The sequence below is a fragment of the Streptomyces doebereineriae genome (assembly GCF_031845645.1).
Taxonomy (GTDB): domain Bacteria; phylum Actinomycetota; class Actinomycetes; order Streptomycetales; family Streptomycetaceae; genus Streptomyces; species Streptomyces canus.
Genome location: NZ_JAVREZ010000003.1, coordinates 128,380 through 144,873 on the forward strand (window position 1 = coordinate 128,380; position 16,494 = coordinate 144,873).

The 16,494-nt window shown below is 69.2% G+C and carries 16 protein-coding genes; 8 read left to right on the forward strand and 8 right to left on the reverse strand.

Annotated elements, in window-relative coordinates; all coding sequences use genetic code 11:
- Window positions 1-79: 79 nt before the first annotated feature.
- The 8 genes from RNB18_RS10140 (at window position 80) to RNB18_RS10175 (ending at window position 8,335) form a co-directional block, all read left to right on the forward strand.
- A complete protein-coding gene (locus RNB18_RS10140) occupies window positions 80-889 on the forward strand; it encodes an NAD-dependent epimerase/dehydratase family protein (RefSeq protein ID WP_311713795.1) in 810 nt (269 codons plus the stop codon).
- A 259-nt stretch (window positions 890-1,148) separates the two neighbouring features.
- The gene (locus tag RNB18_RS10145; protein WP_266525145.1) at window positions 1,149-1,919 is read left to right on the forward strand and encodes a DeoR/GlpR family DNA-binding transcription regulator; all 771 of its coding nucleotides are present in this window, start codon (window positions 1,149-1,151) and stop codon (window positions 1,917-1,919) included.
- Between the two features lie 91 nt (window positions 1,920-2,010).
- Window positions 2,011-3,384: an ABC transporter substrate-binding protein gene (locus RNB18_RS10150; protein ID WP_311713796.1), complete on the forward strand. Its 1,374-nt coding sequence runs from the start codon at window positions 2,011-2,013 to the stop codon at window positions 3,382-3,384.
- Entirely contained in the window at window positions 3,381-4,319 is a 939-nt protein-coding gene (locus RNB18_RS10155; RefSeq protein WP_059206220.1) for a carbohydrate ABC transporter permease, read from the forward strand. Before RNB18_RS10150 ends, RNB18_RS10155 begins: the two co-directional genes overlap by 4 nt.
- Window positions 4,316-5,152: a carbohydrate ABC transporter permease gene (locus tag RNB18_RS10160; protein WP_311713797.1), complete on the forward strand. Its 837-nt coding sequence runs from the start codon at window positions 4,316-4,318 to the stop codon at window positions 5,150-5,152. The genes RNB18_RS10155 and RNB18_RS10160 overlap by 4 nt, the downstream gene beginning before the upstream one ends.
- On the forward strand, window positions 5,149-6,138 hold the full coding sequence (locus tag RNB18_RS10165) for a zinc-dependent alcohol dehydrogenase family protein (protein ID WP_266525151.1): 990 nt from the start codon (window positions 5,149-5,151) through the stop codon (window positions 6,136-6,138). Before RNB18_RS10160 ends, RNB18_RS10165 begins: the two co-directional genes overlap by 4 nt.
- A 73-nt stretch (window positions 6,139-6,211) precedes the next feature.
- Window positions 6,212-7,447 carry a TerD family protein gene (locus RNB18_RS10170; protein ID WP_311714250.1) on the forward strand — a complete coding sequence of 412 codons (1,236 nt, stop codon included), beginning with the start codon at window positions 6,212-6,214 and terminating at the stop codon, window positions 7,445-7,447.
- Window positions 7,448-7,570: 123 nt separating this feature from the next.
- Window positions 7,571-8,335, forward strand: coding sequence for a class I SAM-dependent methyltransferase (locus RNB18_RS10175; protein WP_311713798.1), 765 nt, complete (start codon window positions 7,571-7,573; stop codon window positions 8,333-8,335).
- Between the two features lie 11 nt (window positions 8,336-8,346).
- Here the strand turns inward: RNB18_RS10175 and RNB18_RS10180 are convergent, their stop codons facing one another.
- The 8 genes from RNB18_RS10180 to RNB18_RS10215 all read right to left on the reverse strand — a co-directional run bounded on the left by RNB18_RS10180 (window position 8,347) and on the right by RNB18_RS10215 (window position 16,491).
- Window positions 8,347-8,913 carry a TetR/AcrR family transcriptional regulator gene (locus RNB18_RS10180; RefSeq protein WP_311713799.1) on the reverse strand — a complete coding sequence of 189 codons (567 nt, stop codon included), beginning with the start codon at window positions 8,911-8,913 and terminating at the stop codon, window positions 8,347-8,349.
- Window positions 8,914-8,974: 61 nt separating this feature from the next.
- A complete protein-coding gene (locus RNB18_RS10185; protein WP_311713800.1) occupies window positions 8,975-9,382 on the reverse strand; it encodes an NUDIX hydrolase in 408 nt (135 codons plus the stop codon).
- An 18-nt stretch (window positions 9,383-9,400) separates the two neighbouring features.
- Window positions 9,401-10,270: a carbohydrate ABC transporter permease gene (locus RNB18_RS10190; protein ID WP_311713801.1), complete on the reverse strand. Its 870-nt coding sequence runs from the start codon at window positions 10,268-10,270 to the stop codon at window positions 9,401-9,403.
- On the reverse strand, window positions 10,260-11,261 hold the full coding sequence (locus RNB18_RS10195) for a carbohydrate ABC transporter permease (RefSeq protein WP_311713802.1): 1,002 nt from the start codon (window positions 11,259-11,261) through the stop codon (window positions 10,260-10,262). The genes RNB18_RS10190 and RNB18_RS10195 overlap by 11 nt, the downstream gene beginning before the upstream one ends.
- A gap of 1 nt (window position 11,262) precedes the next feature.
- Window positions 11,263-12,564: an ABC transporter substrate-binding protein gene (locus RNB18_RS10200; RefSeq protein WP_311713803.1), complete on the reverse strand. Its 1,302-nt coding sequence runs from the start codon at window positions 12,562-12,564 to the stop codon at window positions 11,263-11,265.
- Window positions 12,565-12,730: 166 nt separating this feature from the next.
- Window positions 12,731-13,714: a D-2-hydroxyacid dehydrogenase gene (locus tag RNB18_RS10205; RefSeq protein ID WP_311713804.1), complete on the reverse strand. Its 984-nt coding sequence runs from the start codon at window positions 13,712-13,714 to the stop codon at window positions 12,731-12,733.
- 1 nt (window position 13,715) lies between these two features.
- A complete protein-coding gene (locus RNB18_RS10210) occupies window positions 13,716-15,167 on the reverse strand; it encodes an NAD-dependent succinate-semialdehyde dehydrogenase (RefSeq protein ID WP_311713805.1) in 1,452 nt (483 codons plus the stop codon).
- A 43-nt stretch (window positions 15,168-15,210) separates the two neighbouring features.
- A complete protein-coding gene (locus RNB18_RS10215; protein ID WP_311713806.1) occupies window positions 15,211-16,491 on the reverse strand; it encodes an NAD(P)/FAD-dependent oxidoreductase in 1,281 nt (426 codons plus the stop codon).
- Between the last annotated feature and the right edge of the window lie 3 nt (window positions 16,492-16,494).

Sequence of the window (16,494 nt, forward strand, 5' to 3'; positions counted from 1 at the left end):
GTAGCGCAATGATCCTTAGCTTGTCCACGAATGTGAATACTGTGCACTCATACGGCCGTCGCCCCAAGGAGACCCGAGGATGCCCGCTCCCCGTACCGTTCTGCTCACCGGTGCCGCCGGCGGGCTCGGCACCCTGATGCGGGATCTGCTCCCGGCCTACGGCTACGACCTGCGCCTGCTCGATCTGCGGCCCATCGAGGGCGAGCCGGACGCGGTCGTCGCCGACCTCGCCGACAAGGACGCGGTGCGGGAAGCCGTACGGGGTGTCGACGCGATCATCCACCTCGCGGGCATCTCCCTGGAAGCCCCTTTCGAGAAGATCCTCAAGGCGAACATCGAGGGCACCTACAACCTGTACGAGGCCGCTCACGCGGAGGGCGTGGGACGGATCGTCTTCGCCTCCTCCAACCACGCCGTCGGCTACACCCCCCGCCCCCAGGGCGCCGACCCGCTCATCCCGATCGACACCCCGCGCCGCCCGGACACCTTCTACGGCCTGTCCAAGTCCTTCGGTGAGGACCTCGCGCAGTTCTACTGGGACAAGCACGGCCTGGAGACCGTCTCCGTGCGCATCGGCTCCTGCTTCCCCGAGCCGACCAGCGTGCGCATGCTCTCGCTGTGGATGAGCCCGGCCGACGGCGCCCGCCTCTTGCACGCGGCCCTGACCGCCGAGCAGGTCGGCCACAGCGTGGTCTACGGCTCCTCCGCCAACACCCGCCTGTGGTGGGACCTGACCACCGCGCGGGCGCTCGGCTACGACCCGCAGGACGACTCCGAGCCGTACGCGGAGAAGCTGATCGCCGAGCAGGGCGAACTCCAGGACGGCAACGAAGGGCACGCCTACCTGGGCGGCCAGTTCGTGACGGACCCGCCGATCTGGCCGTACTAACACACCCCGGGCGGACGGGCGGGCACCGAACGGGCCCGCCCGCAGCCGTGTTCGGGCACCGGCGGTGCCCGATCCCACGCCTTTTCGGACGCCCCCGCAGGTCCGAGGCGGTCACTCCGCTCCGCAAACGGGCACACACGGGCAGCATCGGACCCGCAACAGGCCTGGTCAGTCCCCCGCACCCGCTGTAGAACTTCCCCCAAGGGCCACACCGGGCCCGAACGGGCAGAGCAGCGCGTGCGAGAGGCGGGTGTCGGCCATGGACGCGAGAACCGCGGAGGAACGCCAGCGCGAAATCGTACGGGCCGCGCGCGCCACCGGCTCGGTCGACGTCAACGCGCTCGCCGCCGCACTGGGCGTGGCCAAGGAGACCGTACGACGGGATCTGCGCGCCCTGGAGGACCACGGACTGGTGCGCCGCACGCACGGCGGGGCCTATCCCGTGGAGAGCGCCGGGTTCGAGACCACGCTCGCCTTCCGGGCCACCAGCCATGTGCCCGAGAAGCGCCGGGTCGCGGCCGCCGCGGCCGAGCTGCTCGGGGACGCCGAGACCGTCTTCGTCGACGAGGGCTTCACCCCGCAGCTCATCGCCGAGGCACTGCCCAGGGACCGGCCGCTGACCGTGGTCACCGCGTCCCTGCCGGTCGCGGGGGCGCTCGCCGAGGCCGAGAACACCTCCGTCCTGCTGCTCGGCGGCCGGGTCCGCCCCGGCACCCTGGCGACCGTCGACCACTGGACGACCAAGATGCTGGCCGGCTTCGTCCTCGACCTGGCCTTCATCGGCGCCAACGGCATCTCCCGCGAACACGGCCTCACCACCCCCGACCCCGCGGTCAGCGAGGTCAAGGCACAGGCGATCCGGGCCGCTCGCCGCACGGTGTTCGCCGGCGTGCACACCAAGTTCGGCGCGGTCAGCTTCTGCCGCTTCGCGGAGATCGGCGCGCTGGAGGCGATCGTGACGAGCACGCTGCTGCCCTCGTCCGAGGCCCATCGGTACTCACTGCTGGGACCCCAGGTCATCCGGGTCTGAAGGTCGAAGTCCGAAGGTCGAACTGACGTGATCAGCGGGTCTGCCACGCCATGAAGAGCCCTATATATCCCTCTATGTCCAGGAGCGATCCATGCGAACCCAGAGCCGACGACGGCCGCCGCGAGCCACGCTCGCCATGGCCGCCGCAGGGACGCTGCTCGCCCCGCTGCTCTCCGGCTGCTGGGTCGGAGCCGGCGGTACGGGGTCGGGCGGCGACGCCATCAACGTCCTGATGGTCAACAACCCCCAGATGACCGAGCTGCAGAAGCTGACCAAGGCCCACTTCACCAAGGAGACCGGGATCAAGGTCAACTTCACCGTCCTCCCCGAGAACGACGTCCGCGACAAGATCAGCCAGGACTTCGCCAACCAGGCCGGCCAGTACGACGTGGCGACCCTGTCCAACTACGAGATCCCGATCTACGCCCGCAACGGCTGGCTGCACGAGATGAACTCGTACGTCGCCAGGGACCCGTCGTACGACGAGAGGGACGTCCTCGCGCCGATGCGCCAGTCGCTGACCGGCGACGACGGCAAGCTCTACGGCCAGCCGTTCTACGGCGAGTCGTCCTTCCTGATGTACCGCAAGGACGTCTTCGAGCAGAAGGGCCTGACGATGCCGGCCCGTCCCACCTGGACCCAGGTGGCCGACCTGGCGGCGAAGGTGGACGGCGCCGAGTCCGGCATGAAGGGCATATGTCTGCGCGGCCTCCCGGGCTGGGGCGAGGTGATGGCCCCGCTCACCACGGTCGTGAACACCTTCGGCGGCACCTGGTTCGACAAGGGCTGGAAGGCCCGCCTCGACTCCCCCGAGTTCGAGAAGGCGGTGAAGTTCTATGTCGACCTGGTCCGCGACCACGGCGAGTCCGGCGCCGCCCAGTCCGGCTTCGCCGAGTGCCTCAACAACATGACCCAGGGCAAGGTCGCCATGTGGTACGACGCCACGTCCGCGGCCGGTTCCCTGGAGGCGAAGGGCTCCCCGGTCCAGGGCAAGGTGGGGTACGCCCCCGCCCCCGTCGAGGAGACGAAGTCCTCCGGCTGGCTCTACACCTGGGCCTGGGGCATCCAGGACGCCTCACGCAACCCCGACAAGGCCTGGAAGTTCGTCTCCTGGGCCTCCAGCAAGCAGTACGAGCAGCTGGTCGGCGACCAGATCGGCTGGTCCAACGTGCCGGCCGGCAAACGCGCGTCGACGTACACCAACCCCGCCTACGTCAAAGAGGCCGCCGCCTTCCAGGAGATGACCAAGGAGGCCATCGAGCAGGCCCGGCCGAACGACCCGGGGGTGCAGCCGCGCCCCGCGCCCGGCATCCAGTTCGTCGGCATCCCCGAGTTCACCGATCTCGGCACCAGGGTCTCCCAGGAGATCAGCGCGGCCATCGCCGGACGCCAGTCCGTCGAGTCGGCCCTGAAGAAGTCCCAGCAGCTCGCCGAGAAGATCTCCGAGGAGTACGAGGGACGATGACCGCGACAACCATGGCCCCGCCGGCCACCGAGACCGTACGCACCGCGGACCCGTCGAAGGCCCGCCTCCGCGCCTGGGCCACCCGCGCCCCGCTGCTCCCCGCCCTGATCTTCATGATCGTGGTCACCCAGCTGCCGTTCGTGGCCACGGTGGTGATCTCGTTCTTCGACTGGAACTCCCTCTATCCCAAGGCCCGTCACTTCACCGGCGTCGACAACTACAAGGACGTCCTCACCGACGCGGACCTGCGCCACTCCGTGTGGACGACGGTCCTGCTGACGGTGACGGTGGTCCTGGTCAGCCTCGTCCTCGGACTGCTCCTGGCCCTGCTCCTGGACCGTCGCTTCAAAGGCCGGGGCGTGGTCCGCACCCTGCTGATCGCGCCCTTCCTGGTGGTCCCGGTGGCAGCCGCACTGCTCTGGAAACATGTGCTCTACAACCCCGAATACGGCCTGCTCAATGGGTTGTTGCACTATGTGGGCGGCCCACAGCCGGACTGGATCTCCAACACCCCGCTGCTCGCCGTCGAGGCCTCCCTGGTCTGGCAGTGGACCCCGTTCATGATGCTCATCCTGCTGGCCGGCCTCCAGAGCCGCGACCAGCAGCAGATGGAGGCGGCGCGGGTGGACGGCGCGAGCGACTGGCAGATCTTCCGCTATCTGACCCTTCCGCATCTGCGCAGGTATCTGGAGCTGGGCGCCCTGCTGGGCTCGATCTACATCGTCCAGAACTTCGACGCGGTCTTCACGATCACCTCCGGCGGCCTCGGGACCGCCAACCTCCCCTACACCGTCTACCAGAGCTTCTACCAGGCCCACGAGAACGGCCTCGCCTCGGCCGCCGGCGTCCTGGTCGTCATCGGCTCGATCATCATCGCGACCTTCGCCCTGCGCGTGGTGTCGTCCCTGTTCCGTGAGGAGGTGGGCCGGGCATGAGCACGATCGCCGTGAAACGCAAGGGAATTGGCCTGGGTCTGGTGGCCTGGCTGCTGGGAATCGTCTTCTTCCTGCCGATCGCGTGGATGGCCCTGACGTCCTTCCACTCGGAGACGGACGCGGCCACCAACCCGCCCTCCTTCGGCGCCGCCCTCACCCTGGACGGCTACCGCGAGTTCTTCGGCACCGGCGGCGGAGCGAGCCCCTGGCCGGCGCTGATCAACTCGACGGTCGCCTCGCTGGCCTCGACGCTCTTCGTCCTGCTCCTGGCCCTGCCGGCGGCGTACGCGCTGTCGATCCGCCCGGTCAAGAAGTGGACGGACGTCCTGTTCTTCTTCCTGTCGACGAAGATGCTCCCCGTGGTGGCGGGTCTGCTCCCCATCTACCTGTTCGCGAAGAACACCGACATGCTCGACAACATCTGGCTGCTGGTCATCCTCTACACGTCGATGAACCTGCCGATCGCCGTCTGGATGAGGCAGTCCTTCCTCGCCGAGGTCCCGGTGGCCGTGATCGAGGCCGCCCGCGTGGACGGCGCCCGCCTTCCGACGATCCTCGCGCGCGTGGTGGCCCCGATCGCCCTGCCCGGCATCGCGGCGACAGCCCTGATCTGCTTCATCTTCAGCTGGAACGAACTGCTGTTCGCGAGGGTGCTCACCGGCGTGGTGGCCGAGACCGCCCCCGTCTTCCTGACCGGCTTCATCACCAGCCAGGGCCTGTTCCTGGCCAAGGTGTGCGCCGCGTCGCTCGTCATCTCCCTGCCGGTGCTCGCCGCGGGGTTCGCCGCCCAGGACAAACTGGTCCAGGGCCTGTCGCTGGGAGCCGTGAAATGAAGGCCGCCGTCATCGAGTCCGTGGGCCGTGCCGTCGTCGCCGAGGTCCCGGACCCGACGCCGGGCCCGCGCGAGGTCGTCGTCGAGGTCGCCGCGTGCGGCCTGTGCGGCACCGACCTGCACATCCTCCAGGGCGAGTTCGCCCCCAAGCTGCCGATCGTGCCCGGCCACGAGTTCGCCGGCCAGGTGGTCGGCGTCGGCACCCAGGTCACCGAGCTCGCGGTCGGCGACCGGGTCGCGGTGGACCCGTCCCTGTACTGCTACGAGTGCCGGTACTGCCGTACGGGCCACAACAACCTCTGCGAACGCTGGGCCGCGATCGGCGTCACGACGGCGGGTGGCGCGGCGCAGTACGCCGTCGCGCCGGTGGCCAATTGCGTACGGCTGCCCGAACACGTCCGTACCCAGGACGCGGCGCTGGTGGAGCCGTTGTCGTGTGCGGTCCGGGGTTACGACGTCCTGCAGTCCCGCCTGGGCGCCCATGTCCTGATCTACGGCTCGGGGACGATGGGCCTGATGATGCTGGAGCTGGCCAAGCGGACCGGCGCGGCCAGCGTGGACATGGTGGACGTGAACCCGACCCGCCTGGAGACGGCCCGCCGGCTCGGCGTCTCGGCGTCCGCCGCGAACCCGGACGAGCTGGACCGTCCGCAGGGCTGGGACCTGGTGGTCGACGCGACGGGCAACGCGGCGGCGATCCAGGACGGCCTGGAGCGGGTGGCCAAGGCGGGCACCTTCCTCCAGTTCGGGGTGGCCGACTACGCGACGCGGGTGACGATCGACCCGTACCGCATCTACAACCAGGAGATCACCATCACCGGCTCCATGGCCGTCCTGCACAGCTTCGAACGCGCGGCGGAACTCTTCGCGACCGGGGTCCTGGACCCGGAGATCTTCATCAGCGACCGGCTGCCCCTGGACCGGTATCCGGAGGCGCTGGAGCAGTTCGCGGCGGGAGTGGGTCGGAAGATCGTGGTGGTGCCGTAGCCCCGCTCGGCCATTTGGCCGTCGGGTAAGGGAACGGCAAAGTGGGTCCGATCGTTCACGGGGCATGACAGCTATGACCCCCGGCTCGAACATCCCCCTGTCCGCCGCCCGCGTGACGGTGGACGTCGCCGCGCCCGTGCGGCTCGACGTATCGGGCCTGCTGCTCACCGCCGACGGCAAGGTGCGCTCCGACGACGACTTCATCTTCTACAACCAGCCCTCCGGCCCGGGGGTGACGTACCGCTCGGGCGGCGGTACGGCCCCCGACGCGATCACCGTCGACACGTCGGCCGTACCGCCCGGCATCGAGAAGATCGTCGTCACCGCCAGCCCGGACGCCGCGGGCCAGACCTTCCAGGGCATCGAGCCGACGGCCACGATCCGCAACGCGGACGACAACAGCGTGCTGGCCACGTTCACGCCGCCGCAGCTCGGCACCGAGACAGCGCTGGTGATCGTGGAGGTCTACCTGCGCAACGGCGCCTGGAAGGCCCGGGCGGTGGGGCAGGGGTACGCCAACGGGCTGGCCGGGATCGCGACGGACTTCGGCGTGACGGTGGAAGAGCCCGCGCCGACGCCCGCCGCGGCCCCCGTCGCCCCGCCGCAGCCGGTGACGCCGCCGCCCGCGCCGACCGCGCAGACCCCGGTGGCCCCGCCGGCCCCGGCCATGGACCCGCGGCTCGCCGCGTCGGCACCCGCCGCTCCCCCGGCCCCACCCGCTCCGGGCGCCGGGAAGATCAACCTCGACAAGGGCCGGGTCAGCCTCCAGAAGAACCAGACGGTGTCCCTGGTCAAGGGCGGGCAGCCGCTTCTCTCCCAGGTCAAGATGGGTCTCGGCTGGGAGCCCGCGTACCGCGGCAAGGACATCGACCTCGACGCGTCCGTCATCGCCTACGGGCCGCAGCGCAACCACATCGACAGCTGCTACTTCGGCAAGCTGTCCATCGTCGGCGGCGCGATCAAGCACTCCGGTGACAACCTCACGGGTGAGGGCGGCGGTGACGACGAGGTGATCGTCGTCGACCTCGGCCGGCTCCCCCAGGAGGTCACCGGCCTCGTCTTCACGGTCAACTCCTTCTCCGGCCAGAAGTTCACCGAGGTCGCCAAGGCGTACTGCCGCCTCATCGACGCCGCGAGCGGAGAGGAACTGGTCCGCTTCGACCTCACGAACGCCGAGGCGCAGACGGGCGTGATGATGGCCAAGCTGATCAAGCAGTTCTCCGGCGAGTGGGAGATGACGGCGATCGGCGACTTCGTGAAGTCCCGCACGGTGAGGGGGATGGTGAAACCTTCGGCACAGGCGCTCTAGTGCCCGATGCGGTGCGTGGCCAGGCGGTGAGTGGTGGGGGCCGCGCGGATCGGCCCCCGCCGACTGCCGCGCCTCCTGGTAAATCCGTTGCCGCAGCGCCGGCATCTTCGATCGAATGCCTCCATGACTCATGACGGCCCTGTGGACCATCTGGAGCAGAACCGACGGTTTTGGGATGACGAGGCGGCCGCGTGGCACGGGCCGCTCGCCCGTGATCACTGGGCGCGGACGGAACCGTCCTGGGGACTGTGGGCCACCCCCGAGTCGCAGGCCTCCGTGCTTCCCGACGGCATCGACGGGATGCGCGCCATCGAGCTGGGCTGCGGTACCGCCTACGTTTCCGCCTGGCTCGCCAGAGCGGGCGCCCACCCGGTCGGGATCGACGTCTCGGAGAAGCAGCTCGCCACCGCTCAAGCGATGCAGGCGGAGTTCGGCATCGACTTCCCCCTTGTCCTGGGCAATGCCGAGAAGGTGCCCTACGAGGACGACACCTTCGACTTGGCGATCAGCGAGTACGGCGCCTCGTTGTGGTGCGACCCCTACCAGTGGATCCCGGAGGCGGCCCGGCTCCTCGTTCCCGGCGGCCGGCTGGTCTTCATGCGCTACTCACCACTGTTCGCGCTGTGCGTGCCGCCCGAGGGACCGCCGTCCACGACCCTGACCCGCGGGCAGTTCGGCCTGACCCGGCTGCACCGCGGATCACACGTGGAGTTCGTCCTGCCGCACGGTGAGATGATCCGTCTGCTTCGGTCCTGCGGCTTCGTCGTCGAAGACCTGATGGAGATTCAAGCGCCCCGTTCTGCCCACAGGGACTATGAGGACGTTCCCGCCGACTGGGCCCGGCAATGGCCCAGCGAGGAGATCTGGAAAGCGCGGCTGGCAGGCTGACCCACGACCGGCTACGCCCGCAGCCCCTCGGTGAGCAGTGACAGGTACCGCCGGATGGACTCGCCCCCGCCGTCCGCCAACTCCGCCGCACCGACGACCCCGTGTGCCAGCCGCAGCAACTCGATCGGCTCGACATCCGCGCGCAGCGTCCCCTCCGCCCGCGCCGCCTCCACAAGCCGCGTCGCCGCCCCCCGCACATGCGTCCCGCACACCGTGAGCACCGCATCACTCGCGTCCGCCACCGCCGACCCCAGCAGCGTCTTCAGCCCGCGCACCTGAATCGTCCCGACGCACAGCTCGTACAGCCACTCCGCCAGCGCCTCCCCCGGCGGCAACTCCTCCGCGAGCTCGTCGGCCCGGCGCGCGAACCCCTCGACGCGGTCCACGTACGCCGCCTCCAGCAGGGCCTGCCGCGTCGGGAAATGCCGGTACAGCGTCCCGGACCCCACACCGGCCCGCTTGGCGATGTCGTCCAGCGACGCACCCTCCCCATGCTCGGCGAAGGCCTCAGCCGCCACCTTCAGCAACCGCTCGTAGTTGCGCCGAGCGTCCGCGCGCATGGGTCTGACCTGCGTCATCCAGATACTCCTTGCGAACCGGAGACTCTCCCCGCATGGTACCGAACCCTGGCCTGTCCCCTCAGGTCAGTCGACCTGAGGCGTGCAGCGCGTCGAACACCATCCGGTCCACGGCCGAGACCCGCTCACGATCGCCGTAGCCGAACCAGTCCGACTCCTCGATCTCGCTCGAGGCAATCAGCGGACCGGTGTACTCGGCGGTGTAACAGATCATCCGGAACTCGGTGGGTCCGTCGTCGTCCCTTCGCGTCTCGAAGGTGCCGACGTGCACCATCGTGGCCGTGTCGACCCGGGACCGGAGTTCTTCGTCGATCTCGCGCGCCAAGGTCTCGGCATCGGACTCACCCGGCTCCCGCTTCCCGCCCGGGAAGTAGAAGACATCCAGACCGCGGCTGCGGGTCACCAGCACCCGCCCGTCACGCACTACAACCCAGGCCACCTTCTCCGGAACGCCCTCGCTCTTCCCCATGCCCGGACCCTACGCGTTTCACATCTTCGTGGCCCCCGCCGCCAGGTCCCGCAGAAAGTGCCGTGCGCCGATCAGGAAGACGACGATCAGCGGCAGGACGCTCATCAGCGCACCTGCCATCACCACCGCGTAGTCGGTGTTGTAGGCGATGTTGAGGTTGGCGAGGGCGACCTGGAGGGTCACCTTGTCGGGGTTGACCATCACCACGAGGGGCCAGATGTAGTCGTTCCAGAGGCTGATGAAGGTGAAGATGCCGAGGAAGGCGAGCGCGGGCCGGAACAGCGGCAGCGCGACCTGCGCGTAGAGCCGGAAGAAGCCGGCACCGTCGATCCGGCCGGCGTCGAGGAGTTCGTCCGGCAGCGAGTTCTGGGCGTACTGGCGCATCCAGAAGATGCCGAACGCGTTGGCCGCCCCCGGGATGATCAGCGCTTTCAGCGTGCCCGCCCAGCCGAACTCGGCCATGGTGACGAACTGCGGCACCAGCGCCAGCTGCGACGGGATCATGTACGTCGCCATCAGGACGCCGAAGAGAATCCTCTTGCCCGGGAACTCGTACTTGGCGAAGGCGAAGGCCGCCAGGGAGTCGAAGAACAGCACCAGCAGCGTGCCGACCGTGGCCACCACGACCGTGTTGAAGAGGGAGGTGAAGAAGTCGATGCGGTCGATCACCTCCCGCATGTTGTGCAGGAGTTGGGTGCCGGGCACCAGCCGGGGCGGGTAGGCCAGGATGTCCTGGGTGGTGACGGAGGCCATCACCACCAGCCAGTAGAAGGGGAAGAGGGAGACCAGCACCCCGAGGAGCAGGGCAGCCCGTACCAGGACCCGGGTCCGCCTGCTGCCGGCGCCGATCGCGAGACCCGCGTTGGAGCTCGTGTGTTCAGCGGCCATTGCGGCCTCCCTTGCGCAGCAGCGGGATGCCGCGGCGGTCGTCGCGGTCGCCCCCGGACACCAGCCGCCAGTTGATGACGGCGAAGACGGCGATCAGCGCGAAGAGGATCCAGCCCATCGCGGCGCCGTAGCCGAACTGGAGGTCGTTGAAGGACTTCTGCCACAGATAGAGCACGATCGTCATGCCTTCCTGGCCGGGGCCGCCCGCGGTGCCCGGGTCGTCCGAGTAGAACAGCACCTGCGACTCGGTGAAGATCTGGAGGCCGCCGATGGTGGACGTGATGATGGCGAACAGGATCACCGGCCTGAGCTGCGGCACGACGACCCGGAACAGCACCTGGCGGCTGCTCGCCCCGTCGACCCGGGCGGCCTCGAAGAGCTCGTTCGGGATGGCCTGGAGACCGGCCAGGAAGATCAGGGCGTTGTAGCCGACCCACCGCCAGATGACCATGAGGGAGATCGCCGACTTGATCCCGAGGGAGGAGGTCAGCCAGCCGATGCCGTCCACCCCGACCGCCTTGAGCAGCGAGTTGGCGAGCCCGGCCTGCGCGAAGACCGACCCGAACACGATGGTCATGGCGACCATGGAGGTGACGTTCGGGATGAAGTACGCCACCCGCCAGGCGGCCGAGTACCGCACCTGCGAGTGCAGCAGGAACGCCAGCACCAGCGCCAGAAACAGCATCGGCACCGTGGACATGAACCAGATCTCAAAGGTGTTGACGATCGAGTGCCAGAACACCGAGTCGTGCAGCAGCCAGTAGTACTGCCTGAGCCCGACGAACTTCATGCTCCCGATGCCGTCCCAGTCGTGGAAGGACAGGTAGAACGAGAAGAACACCGGGAAGGCGCCGAAGGCGGCGAAGAGGATGTAGTACGGCGAGATGGCGATGTACGGCGGAAGATGACGCCGCCACCTGCCCCGCGGTGCCTCCGTACGGGCGGGCGCCTCGGTGCTGTCGGACGCGGGTGCCTGTGCCAGGGTCGCCATGTCAGCTCACCCCTCGCTGGGCGAGCGCCCGTTCGGCGGCGTTCATGGCGTCGCGCCAGGCCTTGTCGGGGTTCTTGCCGAGCGTCTCCACGTTCGTCAGCTCCTGGTAGACCGGGGTGTTCGCGGTGTTCTCGTAGGCGCTGAAGAAGATCACCGGGGCCTTCTTCGCCGCCGGTCCGAAGACGTCGACGGGGATCTGCCCGCCGAAGAACGGGTCCGGTTCGCGCATCGCCGGCTGTGAGTAGACGGCCGGGGTGGTGGGGAACAGCGACATCTCCTGATAGCTCTTCAGCTGGTTCGCGGGGCCGAGCATCCACTTCAGGAAGGCGAACGCCCCTTCCGGGTCACGGCAGTAGCGGGTGATGCCGACGTAGGACCCGCCGTAGTTCGCCGGGCCGTCCGGCATGGTGGTCAGCCGCCACTTCCCCGAGGTCCTGGGCGCGGTGTCCTTGAGGGTGCCGATGTACCAGACCGCGTTGTTCATCGTGCCGATACGGCCGCCGCTGAGGGCCGAGTTGAAGTCGGGCGTGCCGTCCAGGGTCCGGGCGCTCAGCCCCTGCCGGTAGGTCTCGACGGCCAGGTCCCAGGCGCGCTTCACATGTTCCTGGTCGCCGATGAAGCGATTGTCGGCGTCCACGAACTGCTTGGGGCTCTGGTAGAGCGCCATCCGGAACACATAGGCGATCTGCGAGACCAGATACGGGTGGCTCGGCGCCTTCGCCTTGAGGGTCTTGCCGACCTGGAGGTACTTCTCCCAGGTCGAGGTGGCCTCGGCGACCTCCTCCGGCTCGGTGGGCAGACCGGCCTGCTCGAACAGGTCACGGCGGTAGTAGAGCCCGGTGGGACCGGCGTCCAGCGGGAAGCCGATCATCCGGCCGGCCGGGCTGATGCAGCTCTTCCACTTCCAGGCGAGGTACTCGTCCTCGACGGCGTCCGCACCCAGGTCCTTCAGGTCCACGAACTCGTTCTCGTCCGGGAAGTAGTCCCCGATCGGGGAGTTCAGACAGGCCAGGTCCGGCACATAGGCGCGGGCCGCCATGACGGTCCGCAGCTTGCCCCGGTAATCGCCCGCGATCGGGGCACCCTTGACCTTCAGCCCGCTCGCCCCCGGCACGCCACGTGCGGAGGTGGCGAGCAGCTTGTCGCTCAACGAGCCGTTCCAGTACCAGATCGTCAGGTGGTCGGTGCCCGCGGAGATCGAGCCGCTCGCGCTCCCGCACCCCGACAGGCCCAGCAAAGCGGCACCCGCCCCGCCGAGAGAGGCGCCGAGCAGGCGCCTGCGGGACATCGTTCGGTGTGGCATGGGCGCGCACCCGCTTTCCGGGACAGGGTAGGACAACGATGTCAAGCTCCCGTGAACGTTCACGTGAACGTTGCCGACGAGTATTGGGGTGGCTGAAAAGAGGAGTCAAGACGTGTGCGGGCGCGATGTGTTGAGTGCCTGTAATTTGCTGCCGACAGTGCCGCCCTCAGGCGGGGTGTGTCTCGTCGACCACGTATCCGCGCCGCTTGTCCACCACGTTGCGCAGCGGTCGGCCCTCGAGGTGCCGGGTGAGGTTGTCGAGGAACACCTCGACGAGCGCCTCCCGCTCGCTGGTGGTCTCGCCCGCCGTGTGCGGGGAGATCAGCACGCCGGGCATGTCCCACAGGGGCGATTCGGCAGGCAGCGGTTCCTGGGCGAACACGTCGAGCGCTGCGCCGCCGAGCCGCCCGGCGGCCAGGTGGTCGACCAGCGCCTCCTCGTCGACGAGTCCGCCCCGGCCTACGTTGATCAGCCGTGCCCCCGGCTTCATGGCGGCGAGCACGGGGGCGTCGACCATGCCCCGGGTGCCCTGGGTGAGGGGTGCGGCCAGGACGACGTAGTCCGCTTCCGTCAGGGCGGAGCGCAGGGTCGACGCACCGTGGACCGTGCCGAAGTCGGGGTCGTCCGTGCGGGCCTTGCGGCCCGCACCGCACACCCGCATCCCGACGGCGCGCAGCAGCCGGGCGATGGCCCGGCCGATCGGACCCGTCCCCCAGACCAGCACCGTGCGTCCGGTGATGCCGTCACTGGGGCGCGGACGCCACTCGCGGCGCCGCTGGTGCTCCCAGGTGCCGGGGAAGTCCTTGGCGAGGGCGAGGATCAGGCCGAGGACGTACTCGGCGGTCGGCTGGTCGTAGACCCCGCGGGCGTTGGTCAGGACAACGCCCGGATCGTCCACCAGGGCGGGGAACAGGAAGGAGTCCACGCCCGCTGAGGCCGCGTGGACCCAGCGGGGTGCCTTGTCGGGGTTGTCGGGCCAGGCCTCGCGGATGGCCGGGGTGATGGTGACCCAGGCCAAGAGGGCGTCGGCACCGGGGAGGAGGTAGGGCAGTTCCTCCTCGGTGGCGTAGACGGTGTCCGCGAGGCATTCGATGAGTGCGGTGGCGGGGGGCCGGTTGCCGCGGTAGAGGACGACGAGTCGCTCGGGCATGTCAGGCTCCGACGGGGACGGCGATGTACTTGTACTCCAGGAACTCGTCGATGCCGACGCGCCCGCCTTCGCGGCCCAGGCCTGACTGCTTGACGCCGCCGAAGGGCGCGGCGGGGTTGGAGACCAGTCCGGTGTTGAGGCCGATCATGCCGCTTTCGAGGCGTTCGCTGACGCGCAGGGCGCGGTCGAGGTTCTGGGTGAACAAGTAGGCGGCCAGGCCGAATTCGGTGTCGTTGGCGGCGGCTATGGCCTCGTCCTCGGTGTCGAAGGTACGGATCGCGGCGACGGGGCCGAAGATCTCGGTGTCGATGATCGCCGAGTCGGGGGCGATGCCGGTGAGGACGGTGGGCGGGTAGAAGCAGCCCGGCCCTTCGGGGAGTTCACCGCCGGTCAGGACGGTGGCACCGCGCTTGACGGCGTCCCGCACCAGGTCGTGGGCCTTGCTGCGGCCGGCGTTGTCGATGAGGGGGCCGACGTCGGTGCCGGCTTCGGTGCCGTCGCCGACCTTCAGTGCGGCCATGCGGGCGGCGAGGCGGGTGGCGAACTCGTCGGCGACGGAGGTGTGGACATAAATGCGGTTGGCGGCGCAGCAGGACTCGCCCATGTTGCGCATCTTGGCGACCATGGTGCCTTCGACGGCGACGTCGAGGTCGGCGTCGTCGAAGACGATGAGGGGGGCGTTGCCGCCCAGTTCCATCGAGGTGCGGATGACGGTGTCGGCGCACTGGGCCAGCAGGATCCGGCCGACCTGGGTGGAGCCGGTGAAGGAGAGTTTGCGGATCTTCCCGCCGCGCAGGAGGGGTTCGACGACGGCGGCGGCATCGGTGGTGACGACGACGTTGAGGACGCCGTCGGGCAGACCGGCTTCCTTCAGGATCGCGGCGAGGGCGAGGCTGGTCAGGGGGGTCTGGGGGGCGGGTTTGAGGACGATGGTGCAGCCGGCGGCGATGGCGGGGCCGATCTTGCGGGTGCCCATGGCCAGGGGGAAGTTCCAGGGGGTGATGAGCAGGCAGGGGCCGACGGGCTGGCGGGTGACCAGCAGGCGGTTCCTGCCGTCGGGTGCGGTGGTCAGCCCGCCGTCGATACGAACGGCCTCCTCGGAGAACCAGCGGAAGAACTCCGCGCCGTAGGCGACTTCGGCACGCGCCTCGGCCAGGGGCTTGCCCATCTCCAGGGTCATCAGCAGCGCGAGGTCCTCGGTGCGCGCGATGATGATGTCGTAGGCGCGGCGCAGGATCTCGCTGCGTACCCGGGGCGGAGTGGCGGCCCAGGCGGCCTGCGCGGCTACCGCCGCCTCGACGGCACGCCGGCCGTCCGCGGGAGAGGCGTCGGCGACCTGACACAGCTCCTCGCCGGTGGCCGGGTTGTCGACGGACAGGGTCCGGCCGGACTCGGCGTCCTGCCAGCCACCACCGATGAACAGCTGCTTGGGAACATCACGGACGACAGTCATCGTGGGTATCTCCTTGGATGTGTGGTGAGGGGCTGCCGACCGGTCAGCGGATGCGGTCCAGCGTCTTGTAGTAGGCGCCCGCGAAGGGCAGGAACCAGGCGGTGCCGTTGTAGAGGGGGATGCGGGGCGGGGCCAGGTCGCGGACCGGGCTGGCCTCGGGGTGGCCGTCCATCACCTCGGCCATGACCTGCCCCATGTGCGTGGCCATCTGCACGCCGTGGCCCGCGTATCCCATGGAGTAGTGGACGCCGTCCTCGGTCTGCCCGGCGTGCACGATGCGGTCCATCGCGAAGCCGACGGAGCCGCCCCACACGTACTCGACCTTCGTGCGGGCGAGTTGGGGGAAGATCTCGCACATCTCACGGAACAGGACGGCCCCGCTCTTCTTGTCCGAGGTGGGGTCGGAGGGTGCGAAGCGGGCGCGGCCGCCGAACAGCAGCCGGTTGTCCGGGGTGAGCCGGAAGTAGTGGCAGACCTGGTTGGAGTCGACGATGAGGCGGGCCTTGGGGATGACGTCCCGGGCGAGGTCCTCGCCGAGCGGCTCGGTCACGATGATGAAGCTGCCCAGGCAGACCTGCCGGCGGCGCAGCCACGGGAAGTTCTTGTCGGTGTAGGCGTCGGTGGCCATCATGACCTGCCCGGCACGGATCACACCGCGCTCGGTGCTGACCTCGAACCGGCCCGCGGCGGTGCGCCGCACGCCGATGGCAGCGTTGCGCTCGTGGATCTCGACACCGGTGCGCTCGCACGCCTCGGCCATGCCGCGCACGAAGCGGCCGACGTGCAGTGCGGCGCTGAACGGGTCGAGCAGGCCGCCGTGGTAGGCGTCGGATCCGATCTCGGACCGCAGTTCGGACTTGCCGACCAGAGTGGTCTCGTGTCCGAAGTACTTGGCCAGGTCGCGCTGTTGGGCCTTCTTGTTCTCGAAGTGCGCGGGGCGGGACGCGACGCCCAGGCGTCCGACGCGGCGGAACTGGCAGTCGATGGACTCCTCTTTCACGAGCCGCTCGACGGTGTCCACGGCCTCGCCGTAGGAGTTGTAGATCTCGCGGGCCCGCTCCGGTCCGTACCGGCGGATGGCCTGACCCACGCCGATCGTGAAGCCCAGGTTGGCCATGCCGCCGTTGCGCGCGGAGGCACCGGAGCCGATCTGGCCCTTCTCGACGAGGGTGACGCGGGCGCCCTTGCGGGCGGAGTGGAGGGCGGTGGACAGACCCGTCAGGCCGGCGCCGACGACCACCAGGTCGGTGTCCTCGGTCAGAGGCTTGCCGGACCGGTCGGGAAACACCCCAGCGGTTTCTATCCAGTAGGGAATCGTCTTCATTTC

Excerpts from the sequence above, each read along its gene's own strand:
- RNB18_RS10155 (WP_059206220.1), top strand. The coding sequence starts at position 3,381 with ATGACCGCGACAACCATGGCCCCGCCGGCCACCGAGACCGTACGCACC.
- RNB18_RS10200 (WP_311713803.1), bottom strand. The coding sequence starts at position 12,564 with ATGCCACACCGAACGATGTCCCGCAGGCGCCTGCTCGGCGCCTCTCTC.
- RNB18_RS10205 (WP_311713804.1), bottom strand. The coding sequence starts at position 13,714 with ATGCCCGAGCGACTCGTCGTCCTCTACCGCGGCAACCGGCCCCCCGCC.
- RNB18_RS10150 (WP_311713796.1), top strand. The coding sequence starts at position 2,011 with ATGCGAACCCAGAGCCGACGACGGCCGCCGCGAGCCACGCTCGCCATG.
- RNB18_RS10215 (WP_311713806.1), bottom strand. The coding sequence starts at position 16,491 with ATGAAGACGATTCCCTACTGGATAGAAACCGCTGGGGTGTTTCCCGAC.
- RNB18_RS10140 (WP_311713795.1), top strand. The coding sequence starts at position 80 with ATGCCCGCTCCCCGTACCGTTCTGCTCACCGGTGCCGCCGGCGGGCTC.
- RNB18_RS10185 (WP_311713800.1), bottom strand. The coding sequence starts at position 9,382 with ATGGGGAAGAGCGAGGGCGTTCCGGAGAAGGTGGCCTGGGTTGTAGTG.
- RNB18_RS10210 (WP_311713805.1), bottom strand. The coding sequence starts at position 15,167 with ATGACTGTCGTCCGTGATGTTCCCAAGCAGCTGTTCATCGGTGGTGGC.
- RNB18_RS10175 (WP_311713798.1), top strand. The coding sequence starts at position 7,571 with ATGACTCATGACGGCCCTGTGGACCATCTGGAGCAGAACCGACGGTTT.
- RNB18_RS10170 (WP_311714250.1), top strand. The coding sequence starts at position 6,212 with ATGACCCCCGGCTCGAACATCCCCCTGTCCGCCGCCCGCGTGACGGTG.
- RNB18_RS10180 (WP_311713799.1), bottom strand. The coding sequence starts at position 8,913 with ATGACGCAGGTCAGACCCATGCGCGCGGACGCTCGGCGCAACTACGAG.
- RNB18_RS10165 (WP_266525151.1), top strand. The coding sequence starts at position 5,149 with ATGAAGGCCGCCGTCATCGAGTCCGTGGGCCGTGCCGTCGTCGCCGAG.
- RNB18_RS10190 (WP_311713801.1), bottom strand. The coding sequence starts at position 10,270 with ATGGCCGCTGAACACACGAGCTCCAACGCGGGTCTCGCGATCGGCGCC.
- RNB18_RS10145 (WP_266525145.1), top strand. The coding sequence starts at position 1,149 with ATGGACGCGAGAACCGCGGAGGAACGCCAGCGCGAAATCGTACGGGCC.
- RNB18_RS10195 (WP_311713802.1), bottom strand. The coding sequence starts at position 11,261 with ATGGCGACCCTGGCACAGGCACCCGCGTCCGACAGCACCGAGGCGCCC.
- RNB18_RS10160 (WP_311713797.1), top strand. The coding sequence starts at position 4,316 with ATGAGCACGATCGCCGTGAAACGCAAGGGAATTGGCCTGGGTCTGGTG.